General features: G+C 48.2%; 13 protein-coding genes, 1 tRNA gene and 1 pseudogene. 7 read left to right on the top strand and 8 right to left on the bottom strand.

Annotated elements, in window-relative coordinates; translation table 11 throughout:
- Positions 1 to 66: 66 nt before the first annotated feature.
- Positions 67 to 612: an integrase gene (locus GWK48_RS02930; protein WP_281359998.1), complete on the top strand. Its 546-nt coding sequence runs from the start codon at positions 67 to 69 to the stop codon at positions 610 to 612.
- Between the two features lie 38 nt (positions 613 to 650).
- On the opposite strand, the gene GWK48_RS02925 is transcribed toward GWK48_RS02930, so the two are convergent.
- Positions 651 to 1016 carry a hypothetical protein gene (locus GWK48_RS02925; protein ID WP_174629437.1) on the bottom strand — a complete coding sequence of 122 codons (366 nt, stop codon included), beginning with the start codon at positions 1014 to 1016 and terminating at the stop codon, positions 651 to 653.
- A 628-nt stretch (positions 1017 to 1644) separates the two neighbouring features.
- On the opposite strand from GWK48_RS02925, the gene GWK48_RS02920 reads away from it, so the two are divergent.
- The 3 genes and pseudogenes from GWK48_RS02920 to GWK48_RS02910 all read left to right on the top strand — a co-directional run.
- Positions 1645 to 1956, top strand: a complete 312-nt coding sequence (locus GWK48_RS02920) for a hypothetical protein (protein WP_174629435.1) — start codon at positions 1645 to 1647, stop codon at positions 1954 to 1956.
- A 20-nt stretch (positions 1957 to 1976) separates the two neighbouring features.
- Positions 1977 to 4562, top strand: a complete 2586-nt coding sequence (locus GWK48_RS02915; RefSeq protein WP_217451759.1) for a hypothetical protein — start codon at positions 1977 to 1979, stop codon at positions 4560 to 4562.
- Positions 4563 to 4806: 244 nt separating this feature from the next.
- Positions 4807 to 4965: pseudogene (locus tag GWK48_RS02910) on the top strand (putative integrase); the annotation flags it as partial.
- Between the two features lie 33 nt (positions 4966 to 4998).
- Here the strand turns inward: GWK48_RS02910 and GWK48_RS02905 are convergent.
- Positions 4999 to 5074, bottom strand: a tRNA-Gly gene (locus GWK48_RS02905).
- Positions 5075 to 5880: 806 nt separating this feature from the next.
- On the opposite strand from GWK48_RS02905, the gene GWK48_RS02900 reads away from it, so the two are divergent.
- On the top strand, positions 5881 to 6108 hold the full coding sequence (locus GWK48_RS02900; protein WP_174629431.1) for a sulfurtransferase TusA family protein: 228 nt from the start codon (positions 5881 to 5883) through the stop codon (positions 6106 to 6108).
- A gap of 337 nt (positions 6109 to 6445) precedes the next feature.
- Here GWK48_RS02900 and GWK48_RS02895 read toward each other — a convergent pair whose 3' ends face one another.
- The 6 genes from GWK48_RS02895 to GWK48_RS02870 form a co-directional block, all read right to left on the bottom strand.
- Positions 6446 to 8380: a class II glutamine amidotransferase gene (locus GWK48_RS02895; RefSeq protein ID WP_174629429.1), complete on the bottom strand. Its 1935-nt coding sequence runs from the start codon at positions 8378 to 8380 to the stop codon at positions 6446 to 6448.
- On the bottom strand, positions 8377 to 10512 hold the full coding sequence (locus GWK48_RS02890) for a glutamate synthase-related protein (RefSeq protein WP_174629427.1): 2136 nt from the start codon (positions 10510 to 10512) through the stop codon (positions 8377 to 8379). Before GWK48_RS02890 ends, GWK48_RS02895 begins: the two co-directional genes overlap by 4 nt.
- 277 nt (positions 10513 to 10789) lie before the next feature.
- The gene (locus GWK48_RS02885; protein WP_174629424.1) at positions 10790 to 11032 is read right to left on the bottom strand and encodes a KEOPS complex subunit Pcc1; all 243 of its coding nucleotides are present in this window, start codon (positions 11030 to 11032) and stop codon (positions 10790 to 10792) included.
- Positions 11033 to 11036: 4 nt separating this feature from the next.
- The gene (locus tag GWK48_RS02880; RefSeq protein ID WP_174629422.1) at positions 11037 to 12017 is read right to left on the bottom strand and encodes an SSO0295 family DNA-binding domain-containing protein; all 981 of its coding nucleotides are present in this window, start codon (positions 12015 to 12017) and stop codon (positions 11037 to 11039) included.
- Positions 11986 to 12915, bottom strand: coding sequence for a lysylphosphatidylglycerol synthase transmembrane domain-containing protein (locus GWK48_RS02875; RefSeq protein WP_174629420.1), 930 nt, complete (start codon positions 12913 to 12915; stop codon positions 11986 to 11988). The genes GWK48_RS02880 and GWK48_RS02875 overlap by 32 nt, the downstream gene beginning before the upstream one ends.
- 7 nt (positions 12916 to 12922) lie before the next feature.
- Positions 12923 to 13774, bottom strand: a complete 852-nt coding sequence (locus GWK48_RS02870; protein WP_174629411.1) for a HesA/MoeB/ThiF family protein — start codon at positions 13772 to 13774, stop codon at positions 12923 to 12925.
- A gap of 434 nt (positions 13775 to 14208) precedes the next feature.
- Here GWK48_RS02870 and GWK48_RS02865 point away from each other — a divergent pair, with 434 nt between their 5' ends.
- Positions 14209 to 15030: a transketolase gene (locus GWK48_RS02865; protein WP_174632465.1), complete on the top strand. Its 822-nt coding sequence runs from the start codon at positions 14209 to 14211 to the stop codon at positions 15028 to 15030.
- The gene (locus GWK48_RS02860; RefSeq protein ID WP_174629409.1) at positions 14999 to 15937 is read left to right on the top strand and encodes a transketolase family protein; all 939 of its coding nucleotides are present in this window, start codon (positions 14999 to 15001) and stop codon (positions 15935 to 15937) included. The genes GWK48_RS02865 and GWK48_RS02860 overlap by 32 nt, the downstream gene beginning before the upstream one ends.
- The last annotated feature ends 55 nt before the right edge of the window (positions 15938 to 15992 follow it).

Below are 15992 nucleotides of genomic sequence, written 5' to 3'. Positions count from 1 at the left end.
AGCGAGGACTTCAGAGATAAGATATTAAGCGTTGTTAAGATAAAACGTACAAACCCCGATTTGTATGTGCCAACTCTAGAAGAGATAAAGAGAACGCTCTCATTAGCGAAGGAGTATAGCGATAACGTCTATTATGTCTATAAGACCGCCCTAGAGAGCGGGGCGAGGCTTAGCGAACTGTTGAAAGCGTCAAGTGAGCCTGAACGCGATATATGCGAAAACGGCGTCTGTTACTACCCTCTCTCATGGACCCGTGGATATAAGGGCGTCTTCTACGTCTTCCACGTCACGCCGTTAACGAAAATAGATATCTCGCGTTACGCTATACACGACTTTGAGAGACGTAAGGACGCAGTCGCCATAAAGTACTTCAGGAAGTTCGTTTCGACGCAGATGGCCATGCTAGGTATACCGTTTGACGTCATAGACTTCATACAGGGTAGGAAACCTACGCGCGTGTTAACGCAACACTATATCTCGCTCTTCGGCATAGCGAAGGAGTGGTACAAGAAGTACGCGGAGTGGCTCAAGGGCGAGGGGTTGGTAGACGTAGACGCGACCACAGTACACCGGGGAGTAGACAGTGGCGCAAAATGGAACAAAATGAAGTAAAATGAAACAAAATGCCTTTTTACGCGCGTGGGTCACTGTCAGTGCTTAACGACGTAGTCCTTGTACTTCTGTAACGTCTCTGGTAGGCAGTAGAACTTGACCTTATCGTTGCCTACCATCTTGACCTTCTTTACTACCCCCTTCTTCGCCATCTTCCACAGTACGGCCCTGAAATAGCGTAAGTCCTTCTTCTGCATGTAGTACTCCTGCGCCTTTTCGTCCCTCGTCAAGATCTCGAGTAGTAGTTCCTTCTCTGTCGCGAACTCGCGTTCCCTCAGTACCTGTAGCGCCGTAGTCTCAACCCTCCCCTTAATACCTACAGCGTACTGTGGCAGTGCTAAAGCTATAGTCCCGTCTTTGGCCTTCTTTGCCTTCTTTTGCCTTTCAATACCTTCCGAGCTCATACTATCTCATTAAAGAATATAGTAAGCTTTTATTTTGCTTTTAATGCCCACGAAAAGTATCTAATACCTACGAAAGGCATAAAATGGCATTTTTTATGCGAAGATTTGCATAGGTCTGCTGTCTATTGCATAGATTTGCTACGGTATTGCTACGACATTGCGTACGATTGCATATATTTGCTTACGTCTTCAGCCCCCGCCCCCCAAACTGCCAAACTGCCAAAAAACCCGCCAAAAAACAAAAAGCCAAAAAACTCGGGCCACGGGTTCAGGTCACAAGTCCTATTTCTGGGGTTCAAGTCCAGACCCCAGACCCCGCTCTCTCTTTCTTTCTGTCTCTCTTTCCCGCTCCCCGCGCGCTACTCTCTTTCTCTCTGTCTTTACCCCGCCCGGTCTGTCGCGCTACTACTCTTCACCCCGCGCTACTCGCTACGCGTACTGACCCCTCGCCTTTCTCTGCGGGTTACACGTCTGTCGCCTACTCGCCCTTCCACTCCCCAGTAGACACGTGCGCGCTTATTACGTCACCCACGCCAAGGCGCCGGTGAAGGGAAAAGAGGGGCGCGGGACAGAAAAAAATAAAAAGGGTCCCCTTGCGGAGTATATAAGCTTACGCATTTCTTAATCGATGAGCACAAAAACAACTGAACAAAAAGTCCTATACAAGATACCTAACCGTTCGGTTTTTTTGCACTCTAGCCACAAGGGGAAGGAGTACTACGGGGTAGCACTACCGTGGCGCGTAGTAAAGGAGTTAGTAGGTAAGACGCTAAACGTGACCCTAGTACTACCAGACGGTAAGACGTTGAGCGTGTGGGGCGTCGAGGTGACCCACACTAAAGGCAGGCCCGCGATAATGGTCCCAGTGAAGAACAGCGACAGGCTAAAGGGAGTGAAGAAGGTCGACGTAGTAGTCAACGCGGTAGCCGATGACGAGTAAAAAAGAGGTGAAAGGGAGTGGTGGACAGGTCAAATAACTCTAAGCGCGACAGAGGTAATAAGGCTAACGCGAATGAAGTCAAGTACGTCTACGCTAGGGACTACGCTACCTTCCGCGTCTTGTCTGGGCCAGAGAAGACTAAGTATAGCTACCGCGTGAGGATAAGGCCAATATCTGGCGAGTTCTACGACGCGAAAGAGGGGAAGACCTACGACGCTAAGGACTTACGCGACTACCTCGTGTACCTCAACGTGAAAGAGGAAGACGTCAAAGCGTGTAGGCCCGGTAACGTAGTAGTTAAGCGCAGTGACGGACTCGCAGTAATAGACGTCGCGGGGCATAAGGCGCGTAAGGGAGGCGACGCAGAAGACGCGGAGAGAGCGGGAACGCGTGGAGGCCAACAGAAGGGGGATAACGACGGTAACAGAACACAAAAAGTTGAACAGAAAGCGAAAGATTTTGAACGTTTGTCCCAAAAGGGTACCGTAGAAGCCGTAGAACCCGTAGAAAATCGCGTTTTTCCAGAAAAAAGTGGAAAATCTACGGGTTCAACGGGGGGTCAGTACCCGAAGAATAGCAACTTTATCGCGCAACAAAAGCGAAAATCTACGGGTTCTACGGGTCCTACGGTACCCCTCCGGGACAAAACGTTGAATAAAGACAACCTGGAAAGCGAGAAATCCGAGAAGAGCGAGGGCGTTAATGGTAACGCTAATGCCAAGGACAATAACGAGAACGTCAAGTGCATAAACGTTAACGACGAGAAAGTCGGGACTACCGTCGAAGTGTGCGGTTCGGTCGTCAGTTACGTGCCTACGCTAAGGACCGAGTTCCGTAGCGAAGACCGCGACGTAGCATTTTACGTCACTGAGGTGCCTAAGTACAATATAACAATTAAGTATAAGGACAAGGAATACAAGTGCGACGGTAATTGTGATAAGATAGCGGGCCTAATCGCTAAGCAGACGGACAGTCACCCGTCAAAGAAGGCAGTGTTGGAAGCGGTAAAGGCGGTCAAAGAGGGATACGCCGGAGAAGAGACGCCAGTGTGCGAGTACGTCATGTCTCATTTCCCCGACCTGTACAGAGAGGCGGAGAAGGACATTATCGGCTTCATGCTACGCAACTCGGAAAAGTACGTACACGGCTACGGGAAGCAGAGGGAGTTGACGGTATACTCGGCGTTCTCGGCGTTCCTCAAGCCGGTATACGGCATGACCGGGCTTCACTTAATGCTAATCGGAGGGACCGGTGCAGGTAAATCTACCGCCGTCAAGAGTATACTCTTCCAGTTCCCAGACGACGTAGTAGCCCCGTTCTCTAGGCTGAGCCAGAACTTCCTCGGCTACAACACCGAGTACTACCCGCCTATCATATTCATAGAGCAGATAGACGGCCAGGACATTAACTACATGCGCGAGCTCATGACCGAGGGCCAAGTAATGACGGGGACGGTCGAGAAAGGCGAAGACGGCCAACTGACTACCCGCGTCGTTAAGGTCAAGTACAAGCCAGTGTTCATAACGACGTCGGTGATAGACGTCACTAACGCAGTGAAGGCGCAGATAGAGAACAGGTTCTTCAAGGCCTACGTCAACACGAAGACGGTAGATATCGGCGAAGCCGTGGGCAAAATGGGCGAGAGAGAAGGCGACCTCGAGTACCCGTTTGAGGTCAAGGCGGTAATCGCGTGTTTCCTCTCTAGGATGCCGAAACAGGTCAGGCTAAGCGAAGAGGTAAACAACGCGATAAAACAGTCCGCGAGGGAGAAGTACAACGTCTTGGGCGACTACGGCGTAGTAACGAGGGCTTCCTCGCAGATTATGGTACTTGTGAGGGTCCACAGTGCGTTAAAGCTCAAGGCCGTGGCCGACATTAGCGACTATAACGAAGTAATGTCCGAGTTCTACAACGAGGTACTGTTCGACGCGTTGGGGCTCACAGAGAGGGACGTTGAGTACTTGCGCTACGTTAGGGACGCGGAGAGGGCGAAAATGGACAGGGGCGAGGCGGACCCGCCCAAGACCGACGACGTAATGACGTTAGCGAGAGAACACAAGAAGGACTACGTACTCAAGGTCTTGAGGGGCTTAGAACGGAAGGGCCTACTCGATAGCGATAAGCCGGGCAAGGCGTTCGTGTGGTCGCTGACAAAGCTAGGTCGCGGTATACTAGACTACGTCGAGGGCGAGACTGGCGGTGGTGATACTGAGGACAACGACAGAGGTAACGGCGGTAACGACGTCATTAGGATAAAGACGCAGAACGGCGAAGTACTCACTGATAAGGACTTTTTTCGAGGGTCTGACCGAGGACGCGGTAAGGCGAATGCCGTGTCAGGCGACGGAGGAGGAGTGCAAAAAGGTGAGGGACAGTATGTTAGAGGCCATGAGGAAATATCGAGAGAGATGAAGATGGTACCCGTGAAGACGTCGGCAATACACAGGCTGAGGATAAGGAACGACGACTTGGCCAGGCTAGTAGGTATATTCTCGTGCGTGGGCGACGACATTGACGCGTGTGAGAGAGCGACGGTAGAACGGTCTAGAGGAGTACGTCAGTCCCATCGCGTAGGTACAACACGTGTGACCCTGGCCTACACTTAGGGCCAGTTTTTTCGTCCCTCCGCTCGGAGTTTACTCCCCGGTTTACTCTTAGCAGAGTAATACCGCGTAGGTACTGTCGTCGTGTCTAGAGTATACTCCCCAGTGTACCGCGAGTTACTAGTATTTCTGTCTCTAGCGAGGAACTTTTACCGCCTACTTTCAAATCAACGCGAGACCCCGTAACTTTTTACGTGTTACCAGTGCTTATAAACGCGTTTTGGTAACCGTAATATGGGGCGTAAAAATGACGAGAGAGAAGACGCGTTATAAATATGGCGACTACATTATACGTCAGATCAAAGGGAAGTATTACGTCTATAAGCTAGAGAATGTGGGCGGTGACGTAAAGGAAACTTACGTCGGTCCCTTAGTCGACGTAGTCGAATCATACTTAAAACTGAAGAATAGCAGTGGGGGTGCGGGGGTATCCCCCGCATGCGACCGCCGGGATTTGAACCCGGGACTTCTGGCTTGGAAGGCCAGCGTCCTAATCCAGGCTAGACTACGGCCGCAATTATGGTTTTGAGAAATTGCATATTTATGTTTATCTCCCTCTATCCCTTTGACGTGTAAAGTAGTTAGAAGGGATAATCCCATTCCTCGTTAAAGGGTACAAGAGACTGTTGGACGAGGTTTTAGACTACTAGTATCTGACTTCCTCCCCCGCCTAGTGAGGGTTCTCCCTCGATTTGGGATTACATCTCTCATTTGAGCAACGGTGAAGAGGCTTGAAAATCCCTCCCATTCCATGATTGGGATTTCGTGACAATTTCTCGTAACTGCATTTTGTACAACAGAAATCTTCAGGCTAGACTATACCAGATGCGATACGGTAGTGGGCATTACTGGATTAGTTGACAATCTGGAAAGCGCTGTTTAAAGGTCTTACATCAGCCCTCACCACTGCTCTGCCCATTATCCTAACTGCGGGGAAATACGAAAGAGATATCTAAATCTCGTTGACAATATCTTGAGAGATCTTGCGTATTCACGAGTGTCTGCTCCGTTTAGGGTCATCCGACCATAACTTATACATAGCTATAGCGTCCCTGTAAATCTACGTAGCTTCGTGGACTGTAGAGGCCAGGTCACTCGGATTATTTATTTTTTTAGAAAGTAGCTTCCTTGACTTCTGTTAAACTAAACGATTCAAAATTGATATTAAATATAATAAAATTTAGAAAACTTAATACTTTTTGCATCACCATGAAATCAAAACAAATTGAAACTTGTTTTTAACTTGTAATGAAGAGAATAAACAAATTTATCATTTAAATTCTTGGCAAAGACTTAAAACTTCTAAATCTCATTAGCAGGTATGCCACAAACATTCTCTTTAGACTTAAGAGGAAAGTCTTGCGACGAGTTTATGGTTGAGATATCAAAGGTCTTAGTATCAATGAAGCCAGGTGATGTTCTCTCTTTGACGACAGATCCAGATAGGATTCTATGTACACATCAGCTCTTGAAGAACGCTCCAAGATATCTCTTTAAAGGAGATGTAGTTGGAGATCACGCTGAAATAACCATTAGGAGACTTAGGTAGAGCGACTTTGCGCATCTCCTACTTCCTCCTCGTCCTAGAGGACGAGGATTTCCTCTTTTGTGACACTATTGGCTACAACTTCATATAAGTTTAAATACAGCATCCTGTAGTTCGGAATGATTCAAATTGATTTTAAATACATTTGTCTTTTTATCAATGATAAACTTTACCCTACATCTAGGACTCAATAAAGGTATTTAGGAGATACCGCCGTTTAGATCAGTTACTTATTAAAAAATCTGCATCGCCCAAGGTTAAGCCTGGCACGAGTTATCCAAGCTGACATAAATAAGGACATCAATGTACAACTTTAACTAAAATAAATTTCTACTCAGCACTAACCTTTCAAAGGCTTTATTACCGTGAACTTCTCCCCTAAAGTTTCCTTCGCCTTAACCCCCAGGTCTCTATCGTACTCGTCGAATATGGGCTCAAACTCCTTTATTTCCTCTTCGGTCAATTCCCTATATTCATAAGTCGGAATACCAACTTTTTCCTCGAATAGTCTCTTCGCGTACTTCCTCGATTCGCCTTCAAGTTTGTTCATCAACTCCAAGTAGGAGGTGTCGTTGTTTATGTCCTTAATGTACCCACCCAGCTCCAGTGCCCTAAGTAGCCTCCTCACTTCTAACCTATTTGGTTGCATTCCTATTCGGCCAGGGTCCAATCTTCCTCTCACGTAGATTCTCCCCCCTACCATCCCTGTTCCCACATAGTTCCCTGTCTTATCCCCCTTGCTCCTTAAACCTAGAACAACTATTGCTCCGCCTGCCATATATTCGCCCAAGTAATCGTCTACCCTTCCTCCTATTACTAGATAAGGCCTTTTATTAGCATACTCTCTCATCTGTATTCCAACTCTGTTACCTGCGTTCCCCCCAACGAAGATTTTGCCCCCTTGAAAAGTTTGCGCTAGGACGTCTCTAGCATCACCAGTGATAACTACCTTACCGCCATGCATGGTATCGCAACAGTCGTCTGCTACGTTTCCATAAACGTAGAACTCGTTATTTTCATTTAGATTAGCCATGGAGTTACCAACTACTCCATAAAGCCTTACCTTGAGGCCACCCTTTGGAAACCTAATCCCAACAAACCTATGACCCATTACGTTAACTACCTTAACTTCCCTCTTACCTGTCCCCAATATATGCTGGTCCAGATCCTTATACCCCACTTTGCTAGCATCGACGTCAAATTCCTTTACGTAAAAGATAGGCGGAGAGGAGAAACTTTCCATCTCCTCAGTGGTCCTCCCGTAACTCACTATCCCTCTCTTCATTGAAGCAATGAAGTAAGATCCAGGACTCAAAGTCCATACCTTTGCCTTTGGACTAACCAATCTAATCTGACTTTCCTCACTGGCAATGAAATAGTAATTGTCGTCCTCCCCTATCAAAACCGGCCTAAACTTGGATCTATCAGCTATACCTATTAGATACAGGTCGTCCCCAGAGTCATACCCTATTATTGCGGTGAAGGGCCCGTCCAGCCTAGCGTTTCTGTAAAGGTAATCATGATGCGTTGAGATGACGCCGTTCCTCCTTGACGGGTTGACGAGAATCTTAGATGCCTCCTCAACTGTAAGCCCTTCGCTCAGAAGCTCCTCAAACAGGAACGCCATAACCTCACTGTCTGTCCCAACGAAACCGCCCCACCCCCTAGACTGTAAGAACTCCAGGTTTGCCCCAAAGGAGCTAACGTCTCCGTTGTGAACTATAGCTACGTCGAATGATGAGAATGGGTGAGACCAGTACGGGTAGTGCCCTGGGGAATTGGTGGGCTGCCTTGTGTGGGCCAGCCACATGTCTCCTGAGTACTTTTCCACGTTGTAGACCTTTGCTATATCCTTAGGGTACCCTACCCCCTTGAACACGTTAAGAGACCTGCCCATGCTGTAAATTCTCCCCCTCTTTTCAGACCACATCATATCGTTAAAGTTCCTCACTGCCTTTCTGAGCTGCGCTATGTTAGCTATAGAGACCTTGTAGTTACAACTACACACTCCGTCTATTTCACCCTCCATCTCTTCCTGGAGAATTTGAAGGCCCTGCTCTTCAATGTACCTCTTGGTCTTTGAGGGGTCATCCGTGAAGGCCTTGATGTGATAGACGTTTCCCTCTTCCCTGTCAAAGACCGCGTAGCCTGCCCCCTTATCGCTCCCCCTGTAACTCACAGCGTCAATTGCCTTGATCACCATATTTCCGTCTATCTTCTGGGATCCAGGTTTCCTTAGTACACCAAATACTCCGCATCCTGATGGCGAGATCATAGAGAACCAGCCTGCCTCACTCTTATTTTTCTGGCAATGTACGAATTGAGATTCACGGCCCTTAGTAGCTCTCTATTTCCAGTAAGGCTGGATTGGACGCTGTAAATTCCAGCTGCCCCGGCTAGGAGAGCTATCTCCTTCTTCATTCCTGAGATGAGGTTGAATGCCCTCTCCTTTAGGTTTCCCTTGCTTCCTTCACCTATGGCTATCTCCAGGACGCTATATGGCATAACTACTGCGTCTGCACCCAAGGCAACGAGCTTGAAAGCGTCAGCTGAATCCCTCAACTTGGAGGACTTAGCAACTAGGTCGTACCTGTTTCTAACCCCAGCCTCCTTCAAGCGTACATCAGCTTCAGATACCAACACTTCAAGATCCTCCCCCATTACGTCCTCATCTATGACGAAACCCGGCACCTCCCCCTCGTTGGCTAAGGTCTCCATCTCGTCTAAGTCTTGGGGTACGTAGTAAGTTCCCGGAGATTTCCTTGTGGACCAGGTCAGTAGACCTTTCCCATCAGCTGAGAAGTAAACCTCCTCGTAGGGACTCACGGACTCAGGTGAAAAGACCAATGTACCCAGGGCAAGGGAGGCCCAGGAGAAGGCTAGCAGATAATCCTCAGGTGCGTTGGTGACATCGAACATGACAGGTAAAGAGATGTAAACCTCGCCCCCCATGAGGAGGAAACTCGTGTCGATGTCCTCCCTGTAGGGATCTATGGAGGGTCTCGTAACTTGAGCGCCGTCGACCCTCAACCAGTCCACTATCCTGGCAGGCTTCTCAACGTCAGGGGGTGCAGTGCTCCCCATACTAGTCAGAGACGGCTCCCCCTTGTTAATGAGGTCGTGAAGAGCTGTCTTCCTCCTCTTAGTCCAAAGCTCCCCTATCTTAGGGTTCAGCTCCTCCACCTCCCCCTTAATTCCTAGAATGTCAAGCACGTCCCTGGAGAGCCCATAACCGTAGAGCAAATCCCGTTTACCTCTAAGCCCCTCTATGGAGCTCACGTTCAGGTTATCCAGGATGTTAGCAAGCTCAAGGGCGAAACCTCTCACGTAGTTCACTAACATCTTAGTGCCGAATTCAACGTCCATGATCCTCGTACCGTCTATCTTATTAGTCAATGCGGTGGGGCATGAACCTATGTGGCACTTATGGACCATCACACAGCCCATGGCGATCAAAGCTCCCGTCCCTACGCTTACCACGTCAGCGCCCAACGCGATCAACTTAGCTGCGTCAGTTGCATCAGCTACCCTTCCAGCTGCAATAATGGTGAAGCCTTCCCTCATCCCCTCCCTCCTTAACACTCTATCAGCCGAGGCTACAGCCAACTCGATTGGTATCCCCACGTTATCCCTTATCACTGCGGGGGTAGCCCCAGTCCCAGCCCCGTGACCGTCTATTATGACACCGTCAGCCTTCATCCTAGCAATACCGGAGACCACGTAAGGTATGTAATTGGTAGCTGCAACCTTAACGAAGACGGGTTTCCCTGTAAGTTCCTTGAGCGCCTCAATCCTCTGCCCTAGATCCTCAATGGAGTAAATATCGTGGTGTGGAGCGGGCGAAATGGCGTCCATTCCCACTGGTATCCTCCTGGTCTTGGATATGGGCTCCGTTACCTTGCTACCTGGAAGATGACCTCCTATCCCAGGTTTCGCTCCCTGACCTATCTTTATCACAACGCCCATCCCTGCGTTAAGGACGTCAACGTCGACCCCAAACCTAGCAGATGCCCACTGCACGAAGATTCTCCTGTGTTTAGCCACGTCAGGGTGAAGACCACCCTCCCCAGTCCCAGCTAGGGTTTCAGTTATCTCGGCTGCCTCAGCTATGGAAATGTTGGGGTTCCCGCTCAAGGCACCGTAAGACATGTCCCCGAGGTAAAGGGGAGCTGACATTTCTATCCCAGAAAAGCGGAACTTAGTGGATCCAACAGGCGAATCCGTAACCTTAGTTTCAGCTACCTTGAACTCGACCCTGTCCAGAATCCTTAAGCTAGAACGCCTGCTCTTGAATATTTGGTAAGGCTTACCCGTAAAAGCGAGCTGCCTTATGTGATTAAGCCTGTCGACTGTCCAAAACTCAGAGTCTGTCTGGTTGGGTATGGGCAGATATTTGTTAATAATCATGGAATCGCAGAAGAAACTATCATTCGAATATTATTTATTTGTTTATGCAGATCTCATGGAAGATACTAGTTCTATCTTAGGTAGTGCAAGGTTATAATCTAAGTAGAACTCGCTCCCATTCCTCTTGACAGCCTATGCAGATTATCGAATTATAAACATGAAATGGACTAATTGCTGTAAAGAATTTACTACTGACGTAAAACATCTGTACTCTTTTAATTATTAAACCTCACTTAGATGATATTAAAAAAGGCACTTTCAACATTGCAACTTCGAATTACTCTCCGAGGACTTTAATAAGCATTTCAATGTGCTCCAGAATCTCATCCACGGTATTGCGAAGGGTTAGGATGGACTTAGGGTCCCTATACTCTACCTCAGCGACCACTTCCACTCCTTCCTTATTACCGCGGACTTCTATCCTCATTCCGGTTGGTATATTAATGTTGTCAACCTTTATGGAATTTGCAATCTCTTCACCAAATTTTGAATCAATCCATACGCTTATCCTTTGAAGCATGGGCTCACCTAGAGAAGTACCTTGAAGGTATCAACTTATCCCCGACCTTCGCTACCACAGGCTTCTCCACCTTGATCTTGCCCAACTGTTTAGCTATCAGGTAAAGAAGAGTAGGGGAAGGCAACGATGTCTCCACAAGGTAATAGTCCTTGGAGTCTTGTAGACTAAGGGTTAGACCTCTACTTAGGGTCTCCCTATACACCACGACCATCTCTGACGGATAGGAAGGCTCACTGGCTAACCTGAAGAGTCCAGGGTAGCCGTAAAGGTCCATTAGGAAAATGGAGAGGAAGCCAAGTTCGAGGAAATCGAAGTTACCAAAGAAGAACCTCTCCTCAATCAAGTCATCCCTAGTGACCTTTGGGTTCAGCCTGGAGATAGAGGAAATCAACCTGAAGATCAACGAGTTGAGCTGAGCTTCATCTAAGTCCCCCAACTTCGTGAACTCGTTCCCGCCAATCTCCCTGACCAATTTCAGCGAGTTCTCCCTGTTCCCAGATATCTCAGGTATAAATGGGTCGAGAGAATAATAAATTGAAAGGAAAAGGGGTACCTCGTTGTAGCCAGGTAACCTTAAGGACTTCTCCACCTTAAGGTTGAGTCTCTCAGCGTTGTTCAAAACCTTCCTCTCCCACTCCGTTAACTTCCTCCTCCTGAGGATGAGGTCTGAGGAGATCCCTGACAGGATTGGAACTAGATCGTCTAGGGTGAGAGGAAGAAGTGAGGAAAATGAGGACGGCCCGAGGTAATACTCCGCGTCCTTATAGACGAGATAGTTACCGTTCTCTCTCCTCTCGGCCCGTAACGGACACGGCTCCTTGAAGCTGACACCGATGTCTCCCTTAAAATACTTGGAAATTAATGACGAGAATATGAGGAAGTCAGGATCAAATGGGCCCTTCAGACAGGTTTGCCTCTCAGAGTATATCGCAGAGAGTTGCTTTGAGGCCTCTTCAGGTACCGGGTCTCTCAGGAAGTTTTCCATAAGACCTTATTTCCTCTATTTGCTTTTTAAGTTCACCAAGGCCTATCTCCTTGATCAAAAGGAAACCTAAAGAGTAGTCTATCAGCTCCAAGATCCTTAGGGCTACCACAACGCTTGGGGTGAAGTATATGGAGAGCCCCAGCTCTGCGAAACCGGAGCTTGCAGGTATCGGAATTAGGGAGGCAGCGAAGTAGGTCATGTTCACTAAAACGTCAATGGGGAACTTGGGCACTACGAAGAAGAAAGCTACTGACTGGACAAGGTAACCTACTATGGTGATTAGGCTGTTGAGAATAAACGAGCCCGGTGTCGTAGCCTCTCTAACCCTCTCCTTGCCCCTCTGAAGTAGGACGTAATAGCTCTGCATCTTGAGGAAGTTCACCATCCTCTCCTCGGCTTTCACAACTTTCTTGGAGGTGAAAATAACGTACCCTGTACCGAGGGTCCAACCGACTATGTTTCCCAGAGTAACTAGTATGTAAATGAGGTCAACTGGTGAAGCCTTGACTTCAATGAGAGCTAAAAACATCGCTGATCCTATCACTACGTCGTAAAAGGCCTCGTTCAGCGAGTAGGCAAATGAGCTTACTAGGTCCCTATTTTTCTTGGCGTAGACAGTAGCCCTCACTAGGTCCTGTCCCACCCAACCTGGGATTATCAAACCCACAGCGTTGCCTAGAAACCTAGCCTTGAAAGCGGTGAAGTAGGACACCTTTGCTATTCTAGAGTCTCTGATCGACAGGATCAGAAGTTGCCCGAAATAAGAAGCGAGAAAAGCTGAAAAGAGAACTGGGCTCATGGTCCTAATAACGTTCACGAAATCTATGTGATAAATGAGCGAGTAGGCTACTATGACGGCAGGTGGGACAAGGATGGCAACTAGTAATTTTCTCTCCATCTAAGTTCTACCTTCCTATTTTCTTAAAACATTTTTCATAGCAGATCAGCAGCCCGTCGTTCACTCTCTTCACGTAGGGTACTGGTGAGCCTTCAGGGGGATTTTCTTTTACTCTTACGATTCCACAACTGTGCCCCAAACCCTTGAGATACTTATACGTCATCAGGGAACAGGCCTGGCAAGATGGATTTCTTTCCATTTTTATCAGGTCGATTGAAAGTGAACCTGCGTCGATGTAGTAAAGGCCTGAAGCATAATCCCCCCTAAGAAGGCGAAGCATGAGCTGGACCTGGGACGTAGCTACTAAGGACACGGTCATTGGGGTGGTACCCACAGTCTCGCAAGCGTCAGTTCCCTCTTGAGGCTCCATAAAGCACGATAGGCAAGGGGTCTCCCCAGGCTTCACCAACATGGCCGATCCATACTCCCCTGAAACCCCTCCATATATTAATGGGATCCTGTTCTTAACACATGCGTCGTTAAGGATTAACCTGGAGTTAACGCTGTCCAGAGCGTCAAAAACCAAGTCCACTCCCTTAACCATTTCCTCCGCATTGGTCTCGTCAAGGACATCGAGTATTGGTTTGACCTTAGCCCCCGGGTTTATCTCCATCGCCCTTTGGGAGCAAACTAGCGCCTTCGGTTTTCCAACGTCTTCGTACCTAAAGAGGTGAGTCCTGTGGAGGTTCGATATCTCCACCACGTCAGCGTCCATGACGGTAATGTTTTCAGCCCCCAGTCTAACGAGCTGTTCCAGTATGGAACTCCCTAAAGCCCCACAACCTACGACCAGGATCTTGAGATTGAAAATTTTCTCCTGAACCTCAGGACCTAAAACCAGAAGCTGTCTAGTTACCATTTCAAAGTTCGGCAGAGTAATCACCTTACTTAACTAGCTCCCAAAGGATGTGTCGATCATCTAAACCATTTCCTCCCCTCTCCAAAGGTTTAGATTTAAGTTCCCACTTGATTAATGACGTCGCGCTGGGAAGGGTTAATGAAACTCCACGATACGATGATTCACCTAAAAGGGATGAAATTAACGGATGCTGTCCCTGCATTAGCGTAGTTGAATCCTCAATCAAGGAGCTGGGCGAGTTCGATGATATCACACAGAAGTATCTCACCCAGTGTTTTTTAAATGCTTTCCCTAAATGCGAAGCCCTCAAAAGATGGAGCTTAAGATTTGCTATACGTGCCCCCGGTAGACTGCCGGACTATCCACTTTACTCTCGCTCCGAAAACTTAAAAAAGGAAGCGTATGGATTAGCTTGGGGGTTAGTTGTTGCACCAATGGAAAAAGGTGGAAGTGATGGAATTCCAATATCAATAGAGGAAATAAACAAGCTCAAGGAGATGGCCAACAGGGCCAGGAAGAACGTTATAAAGATGCAGTTCTACGATCAGTCGATACATGTTGGTTCCTCCTTGAGCAGTATAGAAATACTTACAGCGTTAGAAATGAAGGTGCTAAGGGAATCCCAGGATCCGGCTAACAGAGATTGGTTAATATTAAGCAAAGGCCACGCAGCGCCAGCCCTTTACGCAGTGCTACATGAGAAGGGTCTTATTCAAGAGGAGGAACTGTGGAAAATACAGGACATCTCAGGCCTACTTCAAGGGCATCCTGAGACATTTATACCAGGAGTGGACATGTCAACAGGGAGCCTAGGGCAAGGTCTAAGCTTCGGCATAGGTGTTGCCACAGGCATAAGGATGGCTAAGGGGACTGGTAGGGTGTTCGTGATAATGGGAGACGGAGAGCAGGACGAAGGAGAGATATGGGAAGCGATGACTCACGCGGTCGCTAGGAATTTAGACAACTTGGTCGCCATAATTGAGGTTAACGGGTTCCAGTTAGATGAGAGCACAAAGGACGTGAAGCCAAAGGAATTCCTTCCTGAGGTATGGAGGGCTGTTGGCTGGAGAGTGTTCCACTGCGATGGGCACGATATTTCAAGCGTCCTCTCTACCGTGGAGGAGGCCGTTAAAAGTAAGAGACCTGCTGTGATATTCGCAGATACCAAGAGAGGCAAGGGGTTCACCCCGATAGAGAACACTAAGAGACAGAGGGTTGTTCCGGATGTTGCAAGGCAGTTTCTCCTCAATACGTGAAGCCTTCGGCCGAACCCTTGTGAAGTTAGGGGAGGCCGACAAGGACATCATAGTAATTACGGCCGATGTAGGTGACTCTTCAAGGGCGTCCTATTACAAGGAGAAGTTTCCAGACAGGTACTTCAACGTGGGCATTTCGGAACAGGACATGGTAAACTTCGGGGCAGGGCTCTCAGCTGTTGGGAAGAAACCAGTGGTAGTTGGGTTCGCCATGTTCCTAATGAGGGCCTGGGAACAGATGAGGAACTCAATAGGTAGGATGAACTTGAACGTAAAGGTCTTCGTAACCCATTCGGGCTACAGCGACAGTGGAGATGGTTCAAGCCACCAGGCCCTGGAGGACATTGCGTTAATGAGGGTCATCCCCAACTTTAAGGTAGTGATTCCGGCAGACGCTGCGGAAGTGGAGAGAAGTATGCCCGTAGTCTTGAACGACAAGGGGCCTTTGTATTACAGAATGGGGAGGGACTATTCTCCACCTATAACCTCGACTATAGATTACAAGTTCGAGATAGGGAAAGCCTACACATTGAGGGACGGTGACGATTTGACCATAATGGGAGCTGGCGTCGTGCTCTGGGACGCGCTTAAGGCAGCTGAGGAACTGGAAAAGATGGGAATCAGCGCAGCTGTAGTTAACGTACCTTCGATTAAACCCATCGACAAGTCTACCATAGAGTATTTAGCCAGGAAGACAGGAAGAATAGTTACGGTGGAAGAGCACAACGTGATGGGAGGGGTGGGCTCAGCGATAGCTGAGACTGTGGTTTCGACCTACCCCGTACCCATGAGGTTCGTAGGAGCAACGACTTACGGTAGGTCAGCCAGGAGCCAAAGGGAACTCCTAGACTATTACGGTATTACCCAGAAGACCATCGTCAATGCAGCCCTAGAGCTAATGAAGTGAACTTAGCTACGCCACGGGTAAATATTTAAAAACTATTTTTGACTACGTTTGTACC

The sequence above is a fragment of the Metallosphaera tengchongensis genome (assembly GCF_013343295.1).
Classification (GTDB): domain Archaea; phylum Thermoproteota; class Thermoprotei_A; order Sulfolobales; family Sulfolobaceae; genus Metallosphaera; species Metallosphaera tengchongensis.
The sequence above is the reverse complement of the archived record's forward strand: the minus strand, read 5'-3'. Positions and strand labels throughout refer to the sequence as shown.

Excerpts from the sequence above, each read along its gene's own strand:
- GWK48_RS02890 (WP_174629427.1), bottom strand. The coding sequence starts at position 10,512 with ATGATTATTAACAAATATCTGCCCATACCCAACCAGACAGACTCTGAG.
- GWK48_RS02885 (WP_174629424.1), bottom strand. The coding sequence starts at position 11,032 with ATGCTTCAAAGGATAAGCGTATGGATTGATTCAAAATTTGGTGAAGAG.
- GWK48_RS02880 (WP_174629422.1), bottom strand. The coding sequence starts at position 12,017 with ATGGAAAACTTCCTGAGAGACCCGGTACCTGAAGAGGCCTCAAAGCAA.
- GWK48_RS02875 (WP_174629420.1), bottom strand. The coding sequence starts at position 12,915 with ATGGAGAGAAAATTACTAGTTGCCATCCTTGTCCCACCTGCCGTCATA.
- GWK48_RS02920 (WP_174629435.1), top strand. The coding sequence starts at position 1,645 with ATGAGCACAAAAACAACTGAACAAAAAGTCCTATACAAGATACCTAAC.
- GWK48_RS02925 (WP_174629437.1), bottom strand. The coding sequence starts at position 1,016 with ATGAGCTCGGAAGGTATTGAAAGGCAAAAGAAGGCAAAGAAGGCCAAA.
- GWK48_RS02870 (WP_174629411.1), bottom strand. The coding sequence starts at position 13,774 with ATGGTAACTAGACAGCTTCTGGTTTTAGGTCCTGAGGTTCAGGAGAAA.
- GWK48_RS02895 (WP_174629429.1), bottom strand. The coding sequence starts at position 8,380 with ATGATCTCGCCATCAGGATGCGGAGTATTTGGTGTACTAAGGAAACCT.
- GWK48_RS02860 (WP_174629409.1), top strand. The coding sequence starts at position 14,999 with ATGTTGCAAGGCAGTTTCTCCTCAATACGTGAAGCCTTCGGCCGAACC.
- GWK48_RS02865 (WP_174632465.1), top strand. The coding sequence starts at position 14,209 with ATGGAAAAAGGTGGAAGTGATGGAATTCCAATATCAATAGAGGAAATA.
- GWK48_RS02900 (WP_174629431.1), top strand. The coding sequence starts at position 5,881 with ATGCCACAAACATTCTCTTTAGACTTAAGAGGAAAGTCTTGCGACGAG.